The following is a 15,321-nucleotide window of genomic DNA, read 5'->3' as shown; positions in this document are numbered from 1 at the left end:
CCCCGACGTGTCTACTTTCCGGGGGCCAGGCCCGAGGGCCGCGAGGATGACGGTCCACGGGATGAAGATGAGGGAGGCGGAGATGACCTGTGGCTGGCCCAGGAGCAGGGCCGGGTCTAGGCCGATGCGGAACTCGCCGTTGGAGAACCGCTTCTGCAGGATCTTCTTGGCCGAGTCGGCCACCGGCATGAGGCCCTGCATGATGAGCTTGACCACCATGGGCATGAGCAACATGACGGCGCCCATCTCTACAGCGAGCTTGAGGGAGTCGCCGATGGGGTAGCCACCCAGCAGGCCGATGATGAAGCCCAGGATGGAGCCGATGATGAGCGGCTCGCCGAAGACGCCCATGCGCTCTTCGAGCTTTTCCGTGGTGAGGTTGATCTTGTTGAGGCCCGGAATCTTCTCAATAGCGTCGTCCACGACGGTGGCGAAGACGCCCATGTAGGCCGAGGTGCCGTGGGGGATGGCCACGCCCTCGAGTCCGAAGTAGTTATCGGTGACCTTGCCCCACATGTCGCCGAGCTTGTAGGCGATGGCGGCGTGGATAGCGACGCCGAGGATGCCAAGCCAGAAGCTGCCCGTGGCGATCTGGACGATGGCGCCGGTAAAGGCCATGTGCCAGATGTTCCAGATGTCCACGTTGAGGACGCGGGTGGTCTTGGTGAGCAGCATGACCACGTTCACCGCGATGGCGACGGGGATGGCCACGAGGCCGAGGTTCGAGGCCCATGCCATGGGGGAGGTGCCGGGCCAGCCGAGGTCCACGACCGTGAGGCCGAGGTTCCAGTTATCGGCCATGGCCTGGGCGGCTGGGCCCATGGAACTGGTGAGCAAGTCGACGACGAGCGAGATGCCGACGAAGCCGACGCCGATGGTCAGCGCGGAGCGCAGTGACTTAGCAACGGACTGACGCAAGCACAGGGCTAGGACGAAAATGATGAGTGGTAGCATCACCGACGGACCTAGGTCCACAATGTATTGGATTGCGTTGAGAAATGTATCCATTGCGTTCCCTTTCTCGAGTTGGTTTGTGGAGGGGAAACAGGTGCCGCCACGCCAATGGCGGGCATCTGGTTGTTATGAGGGTCAAGCGTCACGCCAATGGCGCTTGACCCTTTGCATTTGAGCTGTTGTGTTGACTGGCGCGATTGCGTCAGCCTCGTGAGAACTAGCCCTTGAGGACGTCGAGAATCTTCTGCTCGGTGACCTCAACGTTGATGCCGGAGACGAAGGCGATGCCGTGGACCACCGGGACGCCGTAATCGCGATCCACCTTGGCGGTGGTGACGATGAGGTCCGCGGTGGAGGCGACGGAGCCCAGCTCACTGATGCGGTTCTGCGAGACGTCGGCCTCGATGCCGTTCTCCTTGCAGAGCTCACGGATGCGGTCGGCGGCCATGGTGGAGGTGGCGACGGCGCCGCCGCAGGCAACGATGATGTTCTTCTTGCTCATGATGATGTCCTTGTCTTGAGTGGTTGTGGTTTGTGGAAGTGGGGTATTCCGTTATACGGGGTTCTCGGAGTTCTCGGGGAACGTGGCTGAAAGGATGGCGGCGAGTGCCTCGGCATCCGGTGCTGCCTGCAGCTCCTCGACGAAGTCCGACTTCTGGATCTTCTTGATGAGCTGGGACAGAAGCTTGACGTGCATGTCGGCCTGGCCAAGGATGAGCAGCAGGACGGTGGAGACCTCCAGCGTGGAGTCTGCGTCTCCGCCCATCTCATGGAAGATAACCGGGGTGTCCAGCGTTGCCACGGCGATGGTGTTGCCGGTGACGAACTCGGCGGAGGTGTGGGGGATGGCCACGCCGCCGGAGATGGGCAGGCCCGTGGGGTACTCGGCCTCGCGGGCGAGCAGCGCGTCGACATATTCGGGCTTGGCGTAGCCGGCCTCGATGGCGGCGTTGCCGAGGACCTTGAACAGCTCCGCCTGGGATTCGACGTGCAGCCGCGGGAACTGAACTGCGGAATCAAAGAGCATCGATAACCTCCGATGTGGTGATGAGTCGGGAACCAGCCGATTCGATGGCGGTGACAATCTCCGCTGAGGGCGACGCGTTGGTAATAAACGCGGTGACGCTGGAGAGATCGTCCAACTTGTGGGGAGCGATCTCGCCGAACTTGGACGAGTCGGCCAGGATGAAGGCGGATCCGCAGTGGGAGAAGGCCTTCTTGGACGTGGCAACCTCCATGGGGTGGAAGTTGGTCACTCCGGCTTGGGCGTTGATGCCCGCGCAGCCGAAGAAACCGACGTGGAAGTACAGGGAATCAATTGCGGACTCCGCAAGCGGGCCGTAGAAAGAGTTCTCGTTCTTGCGCAGGATTCCACCCAGCACGATGGTTTGGATTGTGGGATGTTCGGACAACACTTGGGCGATGGGGAGGGTGTTGGTCACCACGGTGAGACTGAGGTTGGATTTTGCCAACTCCTGTGCCAGGGCGTAGGTGGTAGTTCCGTAGTCGAGAAAGATGGTTTGCCCATTCTCGATGTAGGGAAACGCCAGCGCCGCGATCGTGGCTTTCTCATCCTGGTGGATGCTGCGGCGGCGATCGTAGGCGGACTCCTTCTTACCTTCGGCCAGTTGGGCCCCGCCGTGGACGCGGACGATGGTTCCCTTGTCCTGCAGCTCGTTGAGGTCCTTGCGAATGGTTTCGACGGAGACGTCAAACAATTCCGCCAGCTCGCTGGCACGGACGAATTGTTCGGAGTTGAGGATGTCCACGATTTGCTCGTGGCGCTTCAAGAGATTCACTGTGCTTCCTCCTTTCGCTTCATGTTGTTCCACTTGGAAGTGTGGCAAATATACCAACCCAAACACAAGATTCTGGTTGGAAATAGGTTGGATTCCAGTTGGAAACGATTTCAATTAGTTAGAAAATGCGAGCTACGACAGCCTAAATCAATCACGTGACCGGCGTCACCCCTACCTCTGTGTGGGGGTGGCTGGCGTGGTGGCCCGGCATAGCGAAAGTCACCCACCCTTGCGAGTGAGTGCCTCTACGTTCAGGCGTCCTACGGTGCGCGCAGTGGTGGGTATGCCCTAAAGCAGCATGGTCTGAAGCTGGACTAGTGGAAATACCTTGCACATCTCGGGCCCGCCCGCTAGCCCCACTCCACAATGGGCCCAAGCTTGCTGACCAGGGCGTCGAACTCGGGTTGCGTCCGCTAGCGTGGTGCATCTGTGACCCGCTGATGTCGGTGCCGTGAACGAATGCGGCGACCATCGCGGGTACCTTTCGAATCCTTCTACCTATCCTCGAAAGGAAGCGCACCGCGATGGCCGCTGACCCCCATCATATCGACCCCACCGAGTATCTCGAAGAACTGCTGACCCAAGCCTCCCCAGATTTAATGCGCCAAATGCTTGGCGATTTCATCAACCAGATCCTCTCCGCCCAAGCCGACAGCATCTGCGGCGCTGATTACGCCACCGTCTCCGATACTCGCACTAATTCCCGCAACGTGGGGTTGCCCGCAAATCGTGGACAAGTAGTGGAGCTACCTAGTGGTTAGGCAGCTATTTCTTTTCTGCTGGTGGTTGAACCGGACTGGTTCTCGAAGTCGACGGGGCTGACCATCCCCAGTGCGGAGTGCCGGCGCCGACGACATCCCCGTGCATCCTACCGCCGCCAATTCGACCACATGGCAGAACAACTGCGCTACGCCGCAGAAACCGCGCCCGAAGACGAACTTATGAACATCATGGTCGAACACGGCATCGGCCAGCGCCACGCCTGGAACCGCTACAAAAACATCAACCTCTAGACGCTCCTCGAAAGCAGCCGCCAGGGGTGTGCACACACGCATGAGACGATCAACGCGCACGCTCACCCCGACAGAAAGGACAGCCATGAGCATGCCTTTAACTCTGACCATTCTCGCTATCGTCGCCCTCGTGGCCTATAACCTTCTCGCCTTGCCGCTAGATCAAGCTGCAGGCGTAACCGTGGGGATTGCCGGGATCTGCGCCGTACAGGCATGGATATACAGTGCTGCTGCCAGCCTGACCTCCGACGGCCTGGGAATGGCGTGGGCCATTGTTTATGCGGGCATCGCCGTCCTGGGCGCTTTCGCCCTGACGGTAGCGATCCGCATCGCGCGCTAGCCCTGGAAGCTTTACCACCTTGCGTGCTTGCGTCTGCTTTGTGGGTGCGGGTGTGTGGGGTGGTTCTTTTTCGCGTGGGAAGCTAGTCGAAGTGAAGTAAACTCGATACCAACCCGCAGTTGCGGGCCTTTGTCATCGAGGGGTTGAACACGAAGTGGTCACCAGAGCAGATTTCGAACTATCTTGCCCGCTGCTTCGGTAAAGGTGGGGAAATGTCGATTAGTCATGAAACCATCTACCAAGCTCTCTATATCCAAGCTAAAGGTGCCTTGCGCCAGTAGTTGAAGGTAGAAAAAGCCCTGTGTTCTGGGCGTACCGGCCGAAGGCCGCAATCGCGCCTGCCAGCTCGCGGTAATCGAAGCTGGATTGGTGAGGACTACCGCATCAGCAAGCGCCCTGCCAGTGTTGAAGACCGTGCTATTCCAGGACATTGGGAAGGCGATCTCATCATCGGGCAAGGAGGCACAACGTCCCTTGTGAACTGCGTGGAACGCAGTACTCGCTACACCATGATCCGCAAACTTGATGTGCATGATTCCGCCACGACTGTCGATAAGTTAATCGAGAGTCTACCGGCAAAATACGCAACATCACCAAAACGCTGACCTGGGACCAGGGTGTGGAACTAGCCCAAGTAGACAGGCTGAGCATCGAACGTGGGCTCGCAGTCTACTTCTGTGATCCGCACTCACCCTGGCAGCGTCCTACCAATGAAAACACCAACGGGCTAGTCCGAGACTTCCTACCCAAAGGAAGCGACTTTAGTACCCTGACCGATAAGGGCGTTCAACACATTCAAGACCTACTCAACGGGCGCCCCAGAAAAGTCCTCAACTGGTACACACCAGAAGAGAAAATCCAAGAACTATTCAAGTGATGCATCCACCACTTGAAACCGCCTCAAGATCTGGCCAGAACTTTGGCAACTAGGGCAGTTGTGTCTCTCAGGCCTTGCTCGCGATGAGCGTGAGCACGCGCCGAGCCAGGCTCGGCGCTAGGCCGCGCAGCTTAGCCGCGGAAGGCATACCACTGCACCGAGTTTGCCGGTAGGTGCAGCTGGACGTGGTTGCCTTCGGAGCGCACGCGGTGGGCAAGGTCATTGCCGGCACCTTGGTAGACGGCGTCGTCTGTGTTGATGACCAGCTCCCACTCGCCATCGCGCGGCAACCAGAGGTCATAGTTCGGCACCGAGCTGCCGGAGAAGTTGCACACCGCCAACAGGGCGGAGCCGTCCTTGCCGTAGCGCACGTAGCCGAGCATGTTGTTATTCGAGTCATCAGCCTTCACCCACTGGAAGCCATCCTGCGTAAAGTCCTGGGTCCACAGGGCCGGCTGTTGCTTGTATACCGCGTTGAGGTCGCGCACCAAGCGCTTAATGCCGTGGTGCCACTCGTTGCCCCAGCCCTCCAAGTTGGACCAGTCCACTGAGTGGCCCTCTGCCCATTCGGTGGTCTGGCCAAACTCCTGGCCCATGAACATTAGCTGCTTGCCCGGGTGGGAGAACATGTAGCCGTACAGCGCGCGCAGGCCTGCGGCCTTGTTCCAGTCATCGCCCGGCATGCGCTCCCATAAGGAGCCCTTGCCGTGGACCACCTCGTCGTGGCTAAAGGGGAGCACGTAGCGCTCCGAGTAGGCGTAGACCATGGAGAAGGTGAGCTCGCCATGGTGGTAGCGGCGGTGAATCGGCTCGTGTTTGAAGTACTCCAGGGTGTCGTTCATCCAGCCCATGTTCCACTTCAGGCTAAAGCCCAGGCCGCCCTCATGCGTCGGGGCGGTCACGCCTGGCCAGGAGGTGGATTCTTCGGCGATGGTCAGCACGCCCGGGTGGGTGCGGTTCAGGGTGGCGTTGGTCTCCTGAAGGAACTGGACGGCCTCGAGGTTCTCGCGGCCGCCGTAGATATTGGGCAGCCACTCTTCGCGGGAGTAGTCGAGGTAGAGCATGGATGCCACGGCGTCGACACGCAGGCCGTCGATGTGGAACTCCTCGGCCCAGTAGAGAGCATTGGCCACGAGGAAGTTGCGCACCTCGTTGCGACCGAAGTCGAAGACATAAGTTCCCCAGTCGGCCTGCTCGCCGCGGCGCGGATCCGGGTGCTCGTAGAGTGCCTGGCCATCGAAGCGGCCCAGCGCCCACTCATCCTTGGGGAAGTGTGCGGGAACCCAGTCGACGAAGACGCCGATGCCTGCCTTGTGCAGATCGTTGATGAGGGCGCGCAGCTCGTCCGGTGTGCCCCAGCGCGCGGTAGGCGCGTAGTAGCCGGAGACCTGGTAGCCCCAGGAGCCGCCGAAGGGGTGCTCGGCCACGGGCAGCAGCTCCACGTGGGTAAAGCCGTGCTCCAGAAGGTAGGGGATCAGCTCTTCACGCAAGGTGTTGTAATCGGCGCCCACCTTCCAGGAACCCACGTGGAGCTCATAGACGCTCATCGGGACGTCGAGGTCCGCGTTCCGCTTGCTCATCCACTCCTCATCGCTCCATTCGAAGCTGGAGCGAGCCACCACGGAGGCGGTTTCCGGCGGGGCAATGGTGCGCTTGGCCAGGGGATCGGCTTTATCGATGCGTGGGGAGTTCTTGCCGTGGACGGCGAATTTGTAGCGCTCGCCTTCGCCTACACCGGGGATGAAGACCTCCCAAATACCGGTGGAGCCGAGGCAACGCATGGGGAATTGGGTTGGGTTCCAGCCGCAGAAGTCACCGACCACGGCCACGCCCTCTGCGTTGGGCGCCCAGACAGCAAACGCCGTGCCTTCGACTACTCCCATGTCGGTGGTGTAGGTCTTGAGGTTGGCACCGAGCACTTCCCACAAGCGTTCGTGGCGGCCCTCGCCGATGAGGTGCTGATCCAAGGTGCCCAGGGTGGGTAGGAAGTGGTAGCCGTCCGCTACTTCGGTAGCGGGCTGGCCCGGGTAGGTGATGCGCAGGCGGTAGTCGGCTTCTTCGGCGAGCGGGGCCTCCCAGATATCATCCCCAACCGCGCGCATAGCAATCGTGTCGGTTGCGGTGACGAGCTCGACGGCTTCGGCACCGGGGCGGCGAGTGCGGACGGTACCGTCGTGCCACCCATAGAAATCATGGGGCGCGTGGTGGCGGCAGTGGTTAAGGCGTTCGAGGTCTGAGGCCGGGATGTTCATACTGACCAAATTACCGAACAACGCCCGCTCGCGGGGCAGAAAAGAAACCCCGCGCTACCCGGAAAGGGGGACGGAATCAGCGCGGGGTGGTGAGGGTTTTAAAAGCCTAGGGGCGGTAGTCGTTCACACGGCGCCACGCTATGCGTTCCTGCAGGTCATGGTGGGCCGGCGGGAGGACGAAGATGTGGGCGACGTCACGCAGCGGCTCCAGACGCACGAAGTTACGGTCGGACCACTCGTAGGCAGCTCCACTGATGGTGTCCTGCACCGTGAAGTGATCGCCCGGGTGGCGGCCCACGGCGGCAAGATCCAGGAAGACTGTGGCCTCCTGTGCATTGCGCGGATCCAGGTTGACCACCACGAGCACCACGTTGCCGGTGGTGGGATCAGCCTTGGAGTAGGCAATGATGGCCTCGTTATCAGTGTTGTGGAAGCGCAGCGTGCGCAGCTGCTGGAGGGCCGGGTTCTCGCGGCGGATGACGTTGAGCAGGCGGATATAGGACTCCAGGGAGTCACCAGACTTGACAGCGGCCTGAAAGTCGCGCGGGCGCAGCTCGTACTTTTCCGAATCGAGGTATTCCTCGCTGCCCGGCTTGACTGCTTGATGCTCGTAGAGTTCGAAGCCGGAGTACACGCCCCACAGCGGGGAGAGCGTGGCAGCCAAAGTGGCGCGGATGGCGAACATGGCGCGCCCGCCGGTCTGCAGAGATTCGTGGAGGATATCCGGGGTATTGACAAAGAGGTTGGGGCGGCAGATATCGGCCTGCTCCACGTGCATCTGCGCGAACTCGGTGAGCTCGTGCTTGGAGGTCTGCCACGTGAAGTAGGTATAAGACTGCGTAAATCCAGCCTTGGCCAAACCGAACAGGCGCGGGGCGCGGGTGAAGGCCTCGGAGAGGAAGATGACTTCTGGGTGGGTCACGTGCACCTTGGAAATCAGCCAATTCCAGAAATTGGCGGGCTTGGTGTGCGGGTTGTCCACGCGGAAGGTGGTGACACCGGCCTCCACCCAGATCATGACGATGCGGTAGATCTCCGCGTAGATGGCATCCGGGTCGTTATCGAAGTTGAGCGGGTAGATGTCCTGGTACTTCTTCGGCGGGTTCTCGGCGTAGGCAATGGTGCCATCGGCCAACACCGTGAAAAACTCTGGGTTGGTCTTGGCCCACGGGTGATCCGGGGAGGCCTGTAGGGCTAGGTCCAGTGCTACCTCCAGGCCCAAGTCGGTGGCCTTCTTGACCAGCTGCTTGAAGTCCTCCATGGTGCCCAGTTCCGGGTGCGTGGTGGAGTGGTCCTGAATGGCCCAGGGTGAACCCACATCACCGGGTTCAGCCACCACGGAGTTGTTGCGGCCCTTTCGGTGCACCTTGCCAATGGGGTGGATGGGCGGGAAATAGACGGTATCGAAACCCATGGCGGCCACGCGCTCCAGTGCCTGTGTCGTGGTCTTAAACGTGCCGTGCACGGGGTTTCCCTCGTCATCCCATCCGCCGGTCGAGCGCGGGAAGAGCTCGTACCACGAGTTGTAGAGAGCTTCAGGACGCTCTACCAGGACCTCGTGGATGTCACCTTCCACCAGCAGGTGGCGCAGCGGGTGGCGGTGGAGGACGTCTGCGACCTTATCGGAGAGCGCGGTGCGCACGCGCTTATCGACGTCCACCGACTCATCCTTCAGCTCCTTCGCCGCCTGAAAGAGCAGCTCCGCCTTGTCACTCGGGCATTGGATTGCCGCTTCCTCGAAGAGCTCGGCACCGTGTAGAAGGTCGTTGCTGAGTTCTTGGGCGGATTGACCGGCCTCCATCTTCTTGACCACTGCGTTGCGCCAGGTGGACATCGGATCCGACCAGGCATCGATGCGGAAGAACCAACGCCCAGTGGTGGCTGGGCTAAATACGCCGTGGACTCGGTCTGGATTCTCCGGGTCCACCGTCATAGTAACGGCGGAGGTAGATGGGGATTCGGTGTTCCATACCGAGAGCGTTGCGGCGACGGCATCGTGGCCCTCGCGCCACACCAGCGCAGTGACAGGGATAACCTCTCCGACCACAGCCTTCGAGGCGGCATTACCGGAGAGGGAGGGGCGGACATCGTCGATACCAAGGCGTTGAGTCATGCCCATAGAATAATGCAGCTGTGTCAGTTTCACCGGGGAAGAAGGATTTCAGCCACAATGGTGGCTGTGAACACTCCAGAGCAATTGAGCCAGCAAGACCCTGAACTGATGGAAACCGACGAAGATTGGTTGATTGACTTCCGCGGCGTCGAGCTGCGACGCGGTGGGCGCACACTGGTGGGGCCCATCGACTGGCAGGTGGAGCTCGATGAACGCTGGGTCATCATCGGCCCCAACGGCGCGGGCAAGACCTCCTTGGTCCGAATGGCTGCCGCCGAAGAGTTCCCGTCCGCTGGTGTGGCTTTCCTCATGGGTGAGCGCCTGGGCAAGACGGATATGCGCGATCTGCGCGCCGCCATCGGTATTTCCTCCGCCGCCGTCCAACACCGCATCCCGGATAGAGAACGCGTGGATGATCTCGTTGTGTCTGCCGGTTATGCGGTCCTCGGCCGCTGGCGTGAGGACTACCAAGACATGGACTTCTCCCGTGCCGATGACATCTTGGAACAAGTGGGTGCAGCGCACCTGGCAGAGCGGACCTGGGGCACGCTTTCTGAAGGCGAGAAGAAGCGCGTCATCCTCGCCCGCGCGCTGATGGCCAACCCGGAGCTGCTCATCCTGGATGAGCCTTCCGCCGGTATGGACTTGGGTGGCCGTGAGGACCTCGTGGGCTACTTGGGGGACCTAGCACTCGATGCGGATGCCCCGGCAATTGTCATGATTACCCACCACGTCGAGGAAATCCCTTATGGATTTACCCATGCGATGCTCCTAGATGAGGGTAAGGTCGTGGCCAAAGGACTCATTAACTCTGTCCTGACGTCGGAAAACCTCTCCAAGGCTTTCCACCAACCCATCCAGGTGGACCGCATTGGGGAGAGGTACTTCGCCCGACGAGTCCGCTAACCCCTAGCACATAACCCCTAGTACATAACCGCAGTACGCCTTCTCGACGTATACCTCTCGAATTCTGCTCCTAGCTTGCAGACACGGAAAGTTGCATGAGCCAGTCCATCCACGACAGCCTTGATGCCATCGACCCTGGCGAAACCACGGGCTTTAACGGGGCACGCCTGGCCGCTACTGTCCTCTTGTTACGCGATACCGCGGAGGGCTTGCGCGTGTGGATCCAAGAACGCGTGCACACCATGCGTAATTACCCCGGCCACGTTGTCTTTCCCGGCGGCGGTGTAGACCCGCGTGACTTCCCACCGCGTTCTTGGGACTCCGGCGAACTATGGGCGGGCAGCTCGGTGGTCTCCATGGCACGGCGCATGGGCGTAACCAAGTACAAGGCACACGCCCTTGTCTTCGCGGCCGCCCGGGAGCTTTTCGAGGAGGCCGGCACGCTGCTGGCCATCCGCGAGGACGGCTTGGTTTCCGACGCCTCTCGCTACCACCGTGAGCGCGAGCTGTTAGAAACCCACGAGATTTCCTTCACCGAGTTCCTTGAGCACAACGGCATGCGTGTCGACGCCGACATGCTCTTGCCTTGGTCCCGCTGGGCCGGGGAAGACAACAACCACTGGTTCGACACCTTCTTCTTCATCGGTGTACTACCCGAAGGCCAAGAACCCGATGGAGATACAGGCGAAGCCGACGACGCCGGCTGGTTCGACCCACAACTGGTCCTCGATGGCTGGCGCGCCGGGTTGGTGCGCCTAGCTATCCCGACGTGGGCGCAGCTCAAGCGTTTGACCTCCTACGCCACGGTCAAAGAGGTCTTAGATGATGCCTCCTTCTCCGACCTGCGTCCGATTATCGGCGACCCGCGCGATGATGAGCGCTACCGTGAATACTTCACCACTTTCCCTGTCGACCGCATTTAAGTCGGCCTCGCCCGGCATCAACCGATACAGAAGAAACCTGCATGAGCTACACCCTGGACGAAGTTGCCTTCCTACGCGAGAACGCCGCTACGATCGATGCCGCCGCAGCAGACCTGGAAGGGACCAAGAAGGCGCACCTGCGGGACGTCGCCAAGCTGCAGGCCCAATTCGGTAATTATGGCCGCGCCGTAGCCGAGCTGATCCAAGCCCGCAGTTCCGGCAAGCTACCGGGGCAGTGGCTTATGGATCACGACTCCGCCCAACAGGCCACCCCACCCGCAGTGGCGGCTTATCGCGCGCAGTTCCTTCAGGAACGCAACGTGGACTTCGTCCACGACCTCACCTGCTCCATCGGCACCGAAGGCCAGGCCTATCGCCCCGGCGCTTATGTGGGCAGTGACCTAGACGCCTCACGCGTGGCCATGGCGCACCACAACATTGAGCACCCAGTTTTTCGCGCCGATGCTCTAACCACCACGACGACCGCCCAGGTCTGCATCGCCGACCCTGCGCGGCGACAGGGTGGCAATCGCATCACGCGCCTAGACCAACTCCTACCACCGCCAGCAGATCTGCTGGCCACCCACGGCGAGATGGCCATCAAGTGCGCCCCCGGCATTGATCATTCCGAATGGGAAGGCCTGGCTTGCGTGGTGAGCCTCGATGGCGGGGTGAAGGAAGCCTGCCTGTATACCCCGGGCCTGGGAATGGGGAAGAGGGCAGTGGTCCTCAACACCACGCCCGAAGGAATACACACTGACGTCATCGAGGATGACCTCGACGAAAACGAGCTGCCTGAGGCTGGGCCCATGGGGCGCTTCCTCATCGACCCCGACGGCGCCATCGTGCGCGCCGGGCTGGTGCGCCACTACGCCGCGCGGGAAGGCTTGCATCAGCTGGACCCGCGCATTGCCTACCTCACCGGCGACCGCCTTCCGCAAGGCATGTCCGGATTTGAATTCATCGAGATGGTCCCCATGAAGAAGCTAAAAGCGGCCATGGCGGCCCACGACGTCGGCTCGCTGGAAATCCTGGTACGCGGGCAAGACGTGAACCCGGACCAGCTGCGTAAGAAGCTCAAGCTCAAAGGCTCCACTGCCAAGACACTCGTGGTCACGCGCATTGGAACGAAGGGAGTCGCGGTGTTGTGCGGACCGCGAGTAGTATCGACCGAAGGTAATTACGCACCCTAATAGTTTCAAAATTTACGGAAGGGGAAGTGCCCACATGCCAGTCATTGTGGCTCTGGTCAAGCACGTACCGGATACGTGGTCAACCAAGACCCTCGAGGCGGACCACACGTTGGACCGTACCTCGGTGGATAACGTCATCGATGAGGTCAACGAGTACTCCGTCGAGCAGGCACTGCGCTTGCGCGACGATAACGCCGACGCCGGCTATGAGGTCGTGGCGCTTACGATGGGCCCGGCCGCTGCCGATGAGGCTCTGCGCAAGGCACTGGCCATGGGCGCAGACCACGCCGTGCACGTGACGGACGACGCCCTCGCCGGCGCCGACGCCCTGGCTACCGCCTGGGTTCTCAACGCCGCCATCAACAAGGTGGGAGAAAAGTTCGGTGAGGTCCAGGTCATCACCCTGGGCAACAACTCTTCGGATGCCTCCACCGGGCTTATCGCTGGCCTGCTGGCTGAGTATCGCCAGCTGCCCGCACTCACGGAGCTCAAGGCCGCCTCCCTGGCCGGTGCCACCGCTACCGGCACTCGCGAGGATGCCCACGGCCACTGGGAGCTTAGCGCCAACCTACCGGCGATCCTGTCCTTTACCGACAAGGCCGATAAGCCGCGTTTCCCCAACTTCAAGGGCCTGATGGCCGCCAAGAAGGCTGAGGTCACCACCCTCGCCGTGGCGGACCTCGGCATTGACGGTGTGCCTTCCACCACCACGGTCACCGCCTCCGCGCAGCGCCCGGCCCGCACCGCCGGTGAGGTCATCACCGACCCGGATCCGGCCGTGGCTGCCGCCAAGGTCGCGGACTTCCTGGCCGCCAAGAATCTCATCGAGGGTTAAAGGAGAAAAGATATGTCTCACGTTTATGTCCTAGTTGAGCACGAAGCAGACCAGCTCAGCCCCGTTACCGGCGAGCTCATCACCGCCGCCCGCGCGCTCGGCACCGTCTCCGCCGTCGTCGTGGCCAAGGATGCCGCCACCGCCGCCTCTTTCGATGCCGAGCTGGGCAACTTCGGTGCCGCCCAGGTGGTCCAGGCCACCGCCGCGGACTATGAGCAGCGCATCGTCACCCCGGAGGTCGACGCCCTCCACGCCTTGGCCGCCAATAACCCGGCGCCCATCGTGCTGGCCTCCACCCCGACCAACAATGAGATCGCCGGTCGCCTCGCCGCCCGCCTGGGCTCGGGTGCCTTGGTCAACGTCGACGGCATTAATGCCGACGGTACCGCCCACCACACCATCTTCGGTGGTTCCTACGAGACTTCCTCCACAGCCACCGGTTCTGTGGTCTATACCCTGCGCCCAGGCTCCGTGGTTGCCGAGCCGCAGCCGGTCACCGCAGCACCCGCGCCCTTCGAGCTGCCCGCCGCCACAGCAAAGGATGTCACCGTCACCTCCTTTACCCCGGCTGAGAAGACCGCTCGTCCGGAGCTGACCTCCGCCAAGGTCGTCGTGGCCGGTGGCCGCGGTGTGGGCGATAAGTTCGCCGACGTGGTGGAGCCGCTTGCCGACGTCCTCGGTGCCGCCGTCGGCGCTACCCGCGACGCCGTCGATGAAGGTTTCTACGATCCTGCCTTCCAGATTGGCCAGACCGGCGCGACCGTGTCCCCGAACCTCTACATTGGCCTGGGCATTTCCGGTGCTATCCAGCACACCTCCGGAATGCAGACCTCGGAGACCATCGTCGTGGTCAACCAGGACCAGGACGAGCCCTTCTTCCAGATCGCCGACCTCGGCGTGGTGGGTGACCTCCACGAGATTGCCCCGGCCCTGGCTAAGGAGCTCGAGGCCCGCAAGGGGGCCGGCAACTAATGCCTCGTTACCTCGATTACGCAGCCACCCAACCCATGCGTCAAAGCGCTATTGATGCCTGGGTCAATGCCTCCGGGGCCCTGAACCCGGGCTCGGCCTATGGTTCTGGGCGCAAGGCACGCTCCGTGCTGGACGACGCCCGCGAGACCGTCGCCGAGCTGTTGGGCTGCGAACCTATCGAGGTAGTTTTCACCTCCTCCGGCACGGAGGCCGACAACATCGCCATTCAGGGCCTGTTCCGCGCTGCGCAGTCTGCTTCCCCCAAAGCCGCGCAGCGCATCGTTTCGACCCCCATCGAGCACCCTGCCGTGCTCGAAACCGTGGAGAAGCTCCAGACTGAGCACGGCGCGACCGTAGAGCTTCTCCCGGTTGATTCCACCGGCCACGTCAGCGATTTAAGCGCCCTGGATACCCCGGCCGCGGTGGCCACCTGCATGTGGGCCAATAACGAGACCGGCGCCATCCAGCCGGTCGCGGACATTACCCAGCGCGCCGCCGCGCAGAACACCCCTGTGCATATCGACGCCGTGCAGGTTGCCGGCAAGCTACCCATCAACTTCCACGAGCTGGGTGCCACCACATTGGCGGCCAGCGCCCACAAGTTCGGCGGCCCGCGCGGCATCGGCCTGCTGCTTGCACGCCGTACCCCCGCCCCTCAACCCATCGCCTTCGGCGGCGGTCAAGAGCGCGGCATCCGCCCCGGCACCGTCGACGTGGCTAGTGCGAGCGCGCTTGCCGCAGCTCTGCGTGAGTCTGTCGCGGAAATGGAGCAGGAGGAAATCCGCCTGACTGCACTTCGCGACAAGCTCAAGGCCGGCATCGAATCCAGCATCGACAACGTCATCATTAACTCTGCCGAGCCAACCTTGGCTTCCCACCTGCACGTGTCCTTCCCTGGCACGGACGGCGACAGCCTCATCATGCTTCTTGACGCCGCCGGCATCGAAGCCTCCGCCGGCTCCGCCTGCCACGCGGGAGTTAACCGCATGTCCCACGTGCTCGAAGCGATGGGCATTGACGAAGAACACGGCCGCGGCTCCCTGCGCTTCAGCCTGGGACGAATGACCACTGAAGAGGACATCGACGCCGTGCTGGCCGGGCTTCCGGAGATCATTCGCCGCGCCCGCTCGGTCTAGAGCTGCGG

Annotated in this window: 16 protein-coding genes and 1 pseudogene; 10 read left to right on the top strand and 7 right to left on the bottom strand. The window is 61.8% G+C overall.

The window, feature by feature from the left end:
- The 4 genes from HMPREF2781_RS04960 to HMPREF2781_RS04945 form a co-directional block, all read right to left on the bottom strand.
- On the bottom strand, nucleotides 1-1,008 hold a 1,008-nt coding region (locus HMPREF2781_RS04960), incomplete at its 3' end, for a PTS galactitol transporter subunit IIC (RefSeq protein WP_070644613.1).
- Between the two features lie 163 nt (nucleotides 1,009-1,171).
- Complete coding sequence (gene gatB / locus HMPREF2781_RS04955; RefSeq protein ID WP_049156272.1) at nucleotides 1,172-1,456, bottom strand: PTS galactitol transporter subunit IIB; 285 nt, start codon at nucleotides 1,454-1,456, stop codon at nucleotides 1,172-1,174.
- A gap of 51 nt (nucleotides 1,457-1,507) precedes the next feature.
- The gene (locus HMPREF2781_RS04950) at nucleotides 1,508-1,981 is read right to left on the bottom strand and encodes a PTS sugar transporter subunit IIA (protein WP_049156269.1); all 474 of its coding nucleotides are present in this window, start codon (nucleotides 1,979-1,981) and stop codon (nucleotides 1,508-1,510) included.
- Nucleotides 1,971-2,753, bottom strand: coding sequence for a DeoR/GlpR family DNA-binding transcription regulator (locus HMPREF2781_RS04945; RefSeq protein WP_049156266.1), 783 nt, complete (start codon nucleotides 2,751-2,753; stop codon nucleotides 1,971-1,973). Before HMPREF2781_RS04945 ends, HMPREF2781_RS04950 begins: the two co-directional genes overlap by 11 nt.
- 524 nt (nucleotides 2,754-3,277) lie before the next feature.
- On the opposite strand from HMPREF2781_RS04945, the pseudogene HMPREF2781_RS04940 reads away from it, so the two are divergent.
- From HMPREF2781_RS04940 to HMPREF2781_RS04935, 3 genes and pseudogenes are all read left to right on the top strand, one after another.
- Nucleotides 3,278-3,463, top strand: a pseudogene (locus tag HMPREF2781_RS04940) (transposase); the annotation flags it as partial.
- A gap of 180 nt (nucleotides 3,464-3,643) precedes the next feature.
- A complete protein-coding gene (locus tag HMPREF2781_RS12770; RefSeq protein WP_256375087.1) occupies nucleotides 3,644-3,766 on the top strand; it encodes a hypothetical protein in 123 nt (40 codons plus the stop codon).
- Nucleotides 3,767-3,851: 85 nt separating this feature from the next.
- Complete coding sequence (locus HMPREF2781_RS04935) at nucleotides 3,852-4,106, top strand: hypothetical protein (RefSeq protein WP_070528721.1); 255 nt, start codon at nucleotides 3,852-3,854, stop codon at nucleotides 4,104-4,106.
- A gap of 158 nt (nucleotides 4,107-4,264) precedes the next feature.
- Here HMPREF2781_RS04935 and HMPREF2781_RS04930 read toward each other — a convergent pair whose 3' ends face one another.
- Complete coding sequence (locus tag HMPREF2781_RS04930; RefSeq protein ID WP_070644612.1) at nucleotides 4,265-4,639, bottom strand: hypothetical protein; 375 nt, start codon at nucleotides 4,637-4,639, stop codon at nucleotides 4,265-4,267.
- 47 nt (nucleotides 4,640-4,686) lie between these two features.
- Between HMPREF2781_RS04930 and HMPREF2781_RS12800 the strand changes: the two genes are divergently transcribed.
- A complete protein-coding gene (locus HMPREF2781_RS12800) occupies nucleotides 4,687-4,983 on the top strand; it encodes an IS30 family transposase (protein WP_141750570.1) in 297 nt (98 codons plus the stop codon).
- Nucleotides 4,984-5,114: 131 nt separating this feature from the next.
- Here the strand turns inward: HMPREF2781_RS12800 and glgB are convergent, their stop codons facing one another.
- Entirely contained in the window at nucleotides 5,115-7,235 is a 2,121-nt protein-coding gene (gene glgB / locus HMPREF2781_RS04925; RefSeq protein ID WP_070528715.1) for a 1,4-alpha-glucan branching protein GlgB, read from the bottom strand.
- A gap of 106 nt (nucleotides 7,236-7,341) precedes the next feature.
- Nucleotides 7,342-9,348: a maltotransferase domain-containing protein gene (locus HMPREF2781_RS04920; RefSeq protein WP_070644616.1), complete on the bottom strand. Its 2,007-nt coding sequence runs from the start codon at nucleotides 9,346-9,348 to the stop codon at nucleotides 7,342-7,344.
- A gap of 57 nt (nucleotides 9,349-9,405) precedes the next feature.
- Between HMPREF2781_RS04920 and HMPREF2781_RS04915 the strand changes: the two genes are divergently transcribed.
- The 6 genes from HMPREF2781_RS04915 to HMPREF2781_RS04890 all read left to right on the top strand — a co-directional run bounded on the left by HMPREF2781_RS04915 (nucleotide 9,406) and on the right by HMPREF2781_RS04890 (nucleotide 15,313).
- Nucleotides 9,406-10,254 (top strand): ABC transporter ATP-binding protein, encoded by an 849-nt coding sequence (locus HMPREF2781_RS04915; RefSeq protein WP_070447698.1) that lies wholly within the window; start codon nucleotides 9,406-9,408, stop codon nucleotides 10,252-10,254.
- Between the two features lie 95 nt (nucleotides 10,255-10,349).
- The gene (locus HMPREF2781_RS04910; RefSeq protein ID WP_070447702.1) at nucleotides 10,350-11,177 is read left to right on the top strand and encodes an NUDIX hydrolase; all 828 of its coding nucleotides are present in this window, start codon (nucleotides 10,350-10,352) and stop codon (nucleotides 11,175-11,177) included.
- Between the two features lie 41 nt (nucleotides 11,178-11,218).
- Nucleotides 11,219-12,370 (top strand): THUMP-like domain-containing protein, encoded by a 1,152-nt coding sequence (locus HMPREF2781_RS04905; protein WP_070447705.1) that lies wholly within the window; start codon nucleotides 11,219-11,221, stop codon nucleotides 12,368-12,370.
- A 34-nt stretch (nucleotides 12,371-12,404) separates the two neighbouring features.
- A complete protein-coding gene (locus tag HMPREF2781_RS04900) occupies nucleotides 12,405-13,205 on the top strand; it encodes an electron transfer flavoprotein subunit beta/FixA family protein (RefSeq protein WP_070644611.1) in 801 nt (266 codons plus the stop codon).
- A 12-nt stretch (nucleotides 13,206-13,217) separates the two neighbouring features.
- Complete coding sequence (locus HMPREF2781_RS04895; protein ID WP_070644610.1) at nucleotides 13,218-14,177, top strand: electron transfer flavoprotein subunit alpha/FixB family protein; 960 nt, start codon at nucleotides 13,218-13,220, stop codon at nucleotides 14,175-14,177.
- A complete protein-coding gene (locus HMPREF2781_RS04890; protein WP_070644609.1) occupies nucleotides 14,177-15,313 on the top strand; it encodes a cysteine desulfurase family protein in 1,137 nt (378 codons plus the stop codon). Before HMPREF2781_RS04895 ends, HMPREF2781_RS04890 begins: the two co-directional genes overlap by 1 nt.
- Nucleotides 15,314-15,321: the final 8 nt, after the last annotated feature.

This window comes from Corynebacterium sp. HMSC062A03, assembly GCF_001811145.1.
Lineage (GTDB): Bacteria > Actinomycetota > Actinomycetes > Mycobacteriales > Mycobacteriaceae > Corynebacterium > Corynebacterium aurimucosum.
Note: the sequence above shows the minus strand (reverse complement) of the source record. Positions and strands in the feature narration are given on the sequence as shown.

Coding starts and splice junctions, on each gene's coding strand:
- HMPREF2781_RS04915 (WP_070447698.1), top strand. CDS start 9,406: ATGGTGGCTGTGAACACTCCAGAGCAATTGAGCCAGCAAGACCCTGAA.
- HMPREF2781_RS04920 (WP_070644616.1), bottom strand. CDS start 9,348: ATGACTCAACGCCTTGGTATCGACGATGTCCGCCCCTCCCTCTCCGGT.
- HMPREF2781_RS04930 (WP_070644612.1), bottom strand. CDS start 4,639: ATGCACATCAAGTTTGCGGATCATGGTGTAGCGAGTACTGCGTTCCAC.
- HMPREF2781_RS04910 (WP_070447702.1), top strand. CDS start 10,350: ATGAGCCAGTCCATCCACGACAGCCTTGATGCCATCGACCCTGGCGAA.
- glgB (WP_070528715.1), bottom strand. CDS start 7,235: ATGAACATCCCGGCCTCAGACCTCGAACGCCTTAACCACTGCCGCCAC.
- HMPREF2781_RS04895 (WP_070644610.1), top strand. CDS start 13,218: ATGTCTCACGTTTATGTCCTAGTTGAGCACGAAGCAGACCAGCTCAGC.
- HMPREF2781_RS04950 (WP_049156269.1), bottom strand. CDS start 1,981: ATGCTCTTTGATTCCGCAGTTCAGTTCCCGCGGCTGCACGTCGAATCC.
- HMPREF2781_RS04935 (WP_070528721.1), top strand. CDS start 3,852: ATGAGCATGCCTTTAACTCTGACCATTCTCGCTATCGTCGCCCTCGTG.
- HMPREF2781_RS04900 (WP_070644611.1), top strand. CDS start 12,405: ATGCCAGTCATTGTGGCTCTGGTCAAGCACGTACCGGATACGTGGTCA.
- gatB (WP_049156272.1), bottom strand. CDS start 1,456: ATGAGCAAGAAGAACATCATCGTTGCCTGCGGCGGCGCCGTCGCCACC.
- HMPREF2781_RS04905 (WP_070447705.1), top strand. CDS start 11,219: ATGAGCTACACCCTGGACGAAGTTGCCTTCCTACGCGAGAACGCCGCT.
- HMPREF2781_RS04890 (WP_070644609.1), top strand. CDS start 14,177: ATGCCTCGTTACCTCGATTACGCAGCCACCCAACCCATGCGTCAAAGC.
- HMPREF2781_RS12770 (WP_256375087.1), top strand. CDS start 3,644: ATGGCAGAACAACTGCGCTACGCCGCAGAAACCGCGCCCGAAGACGAA.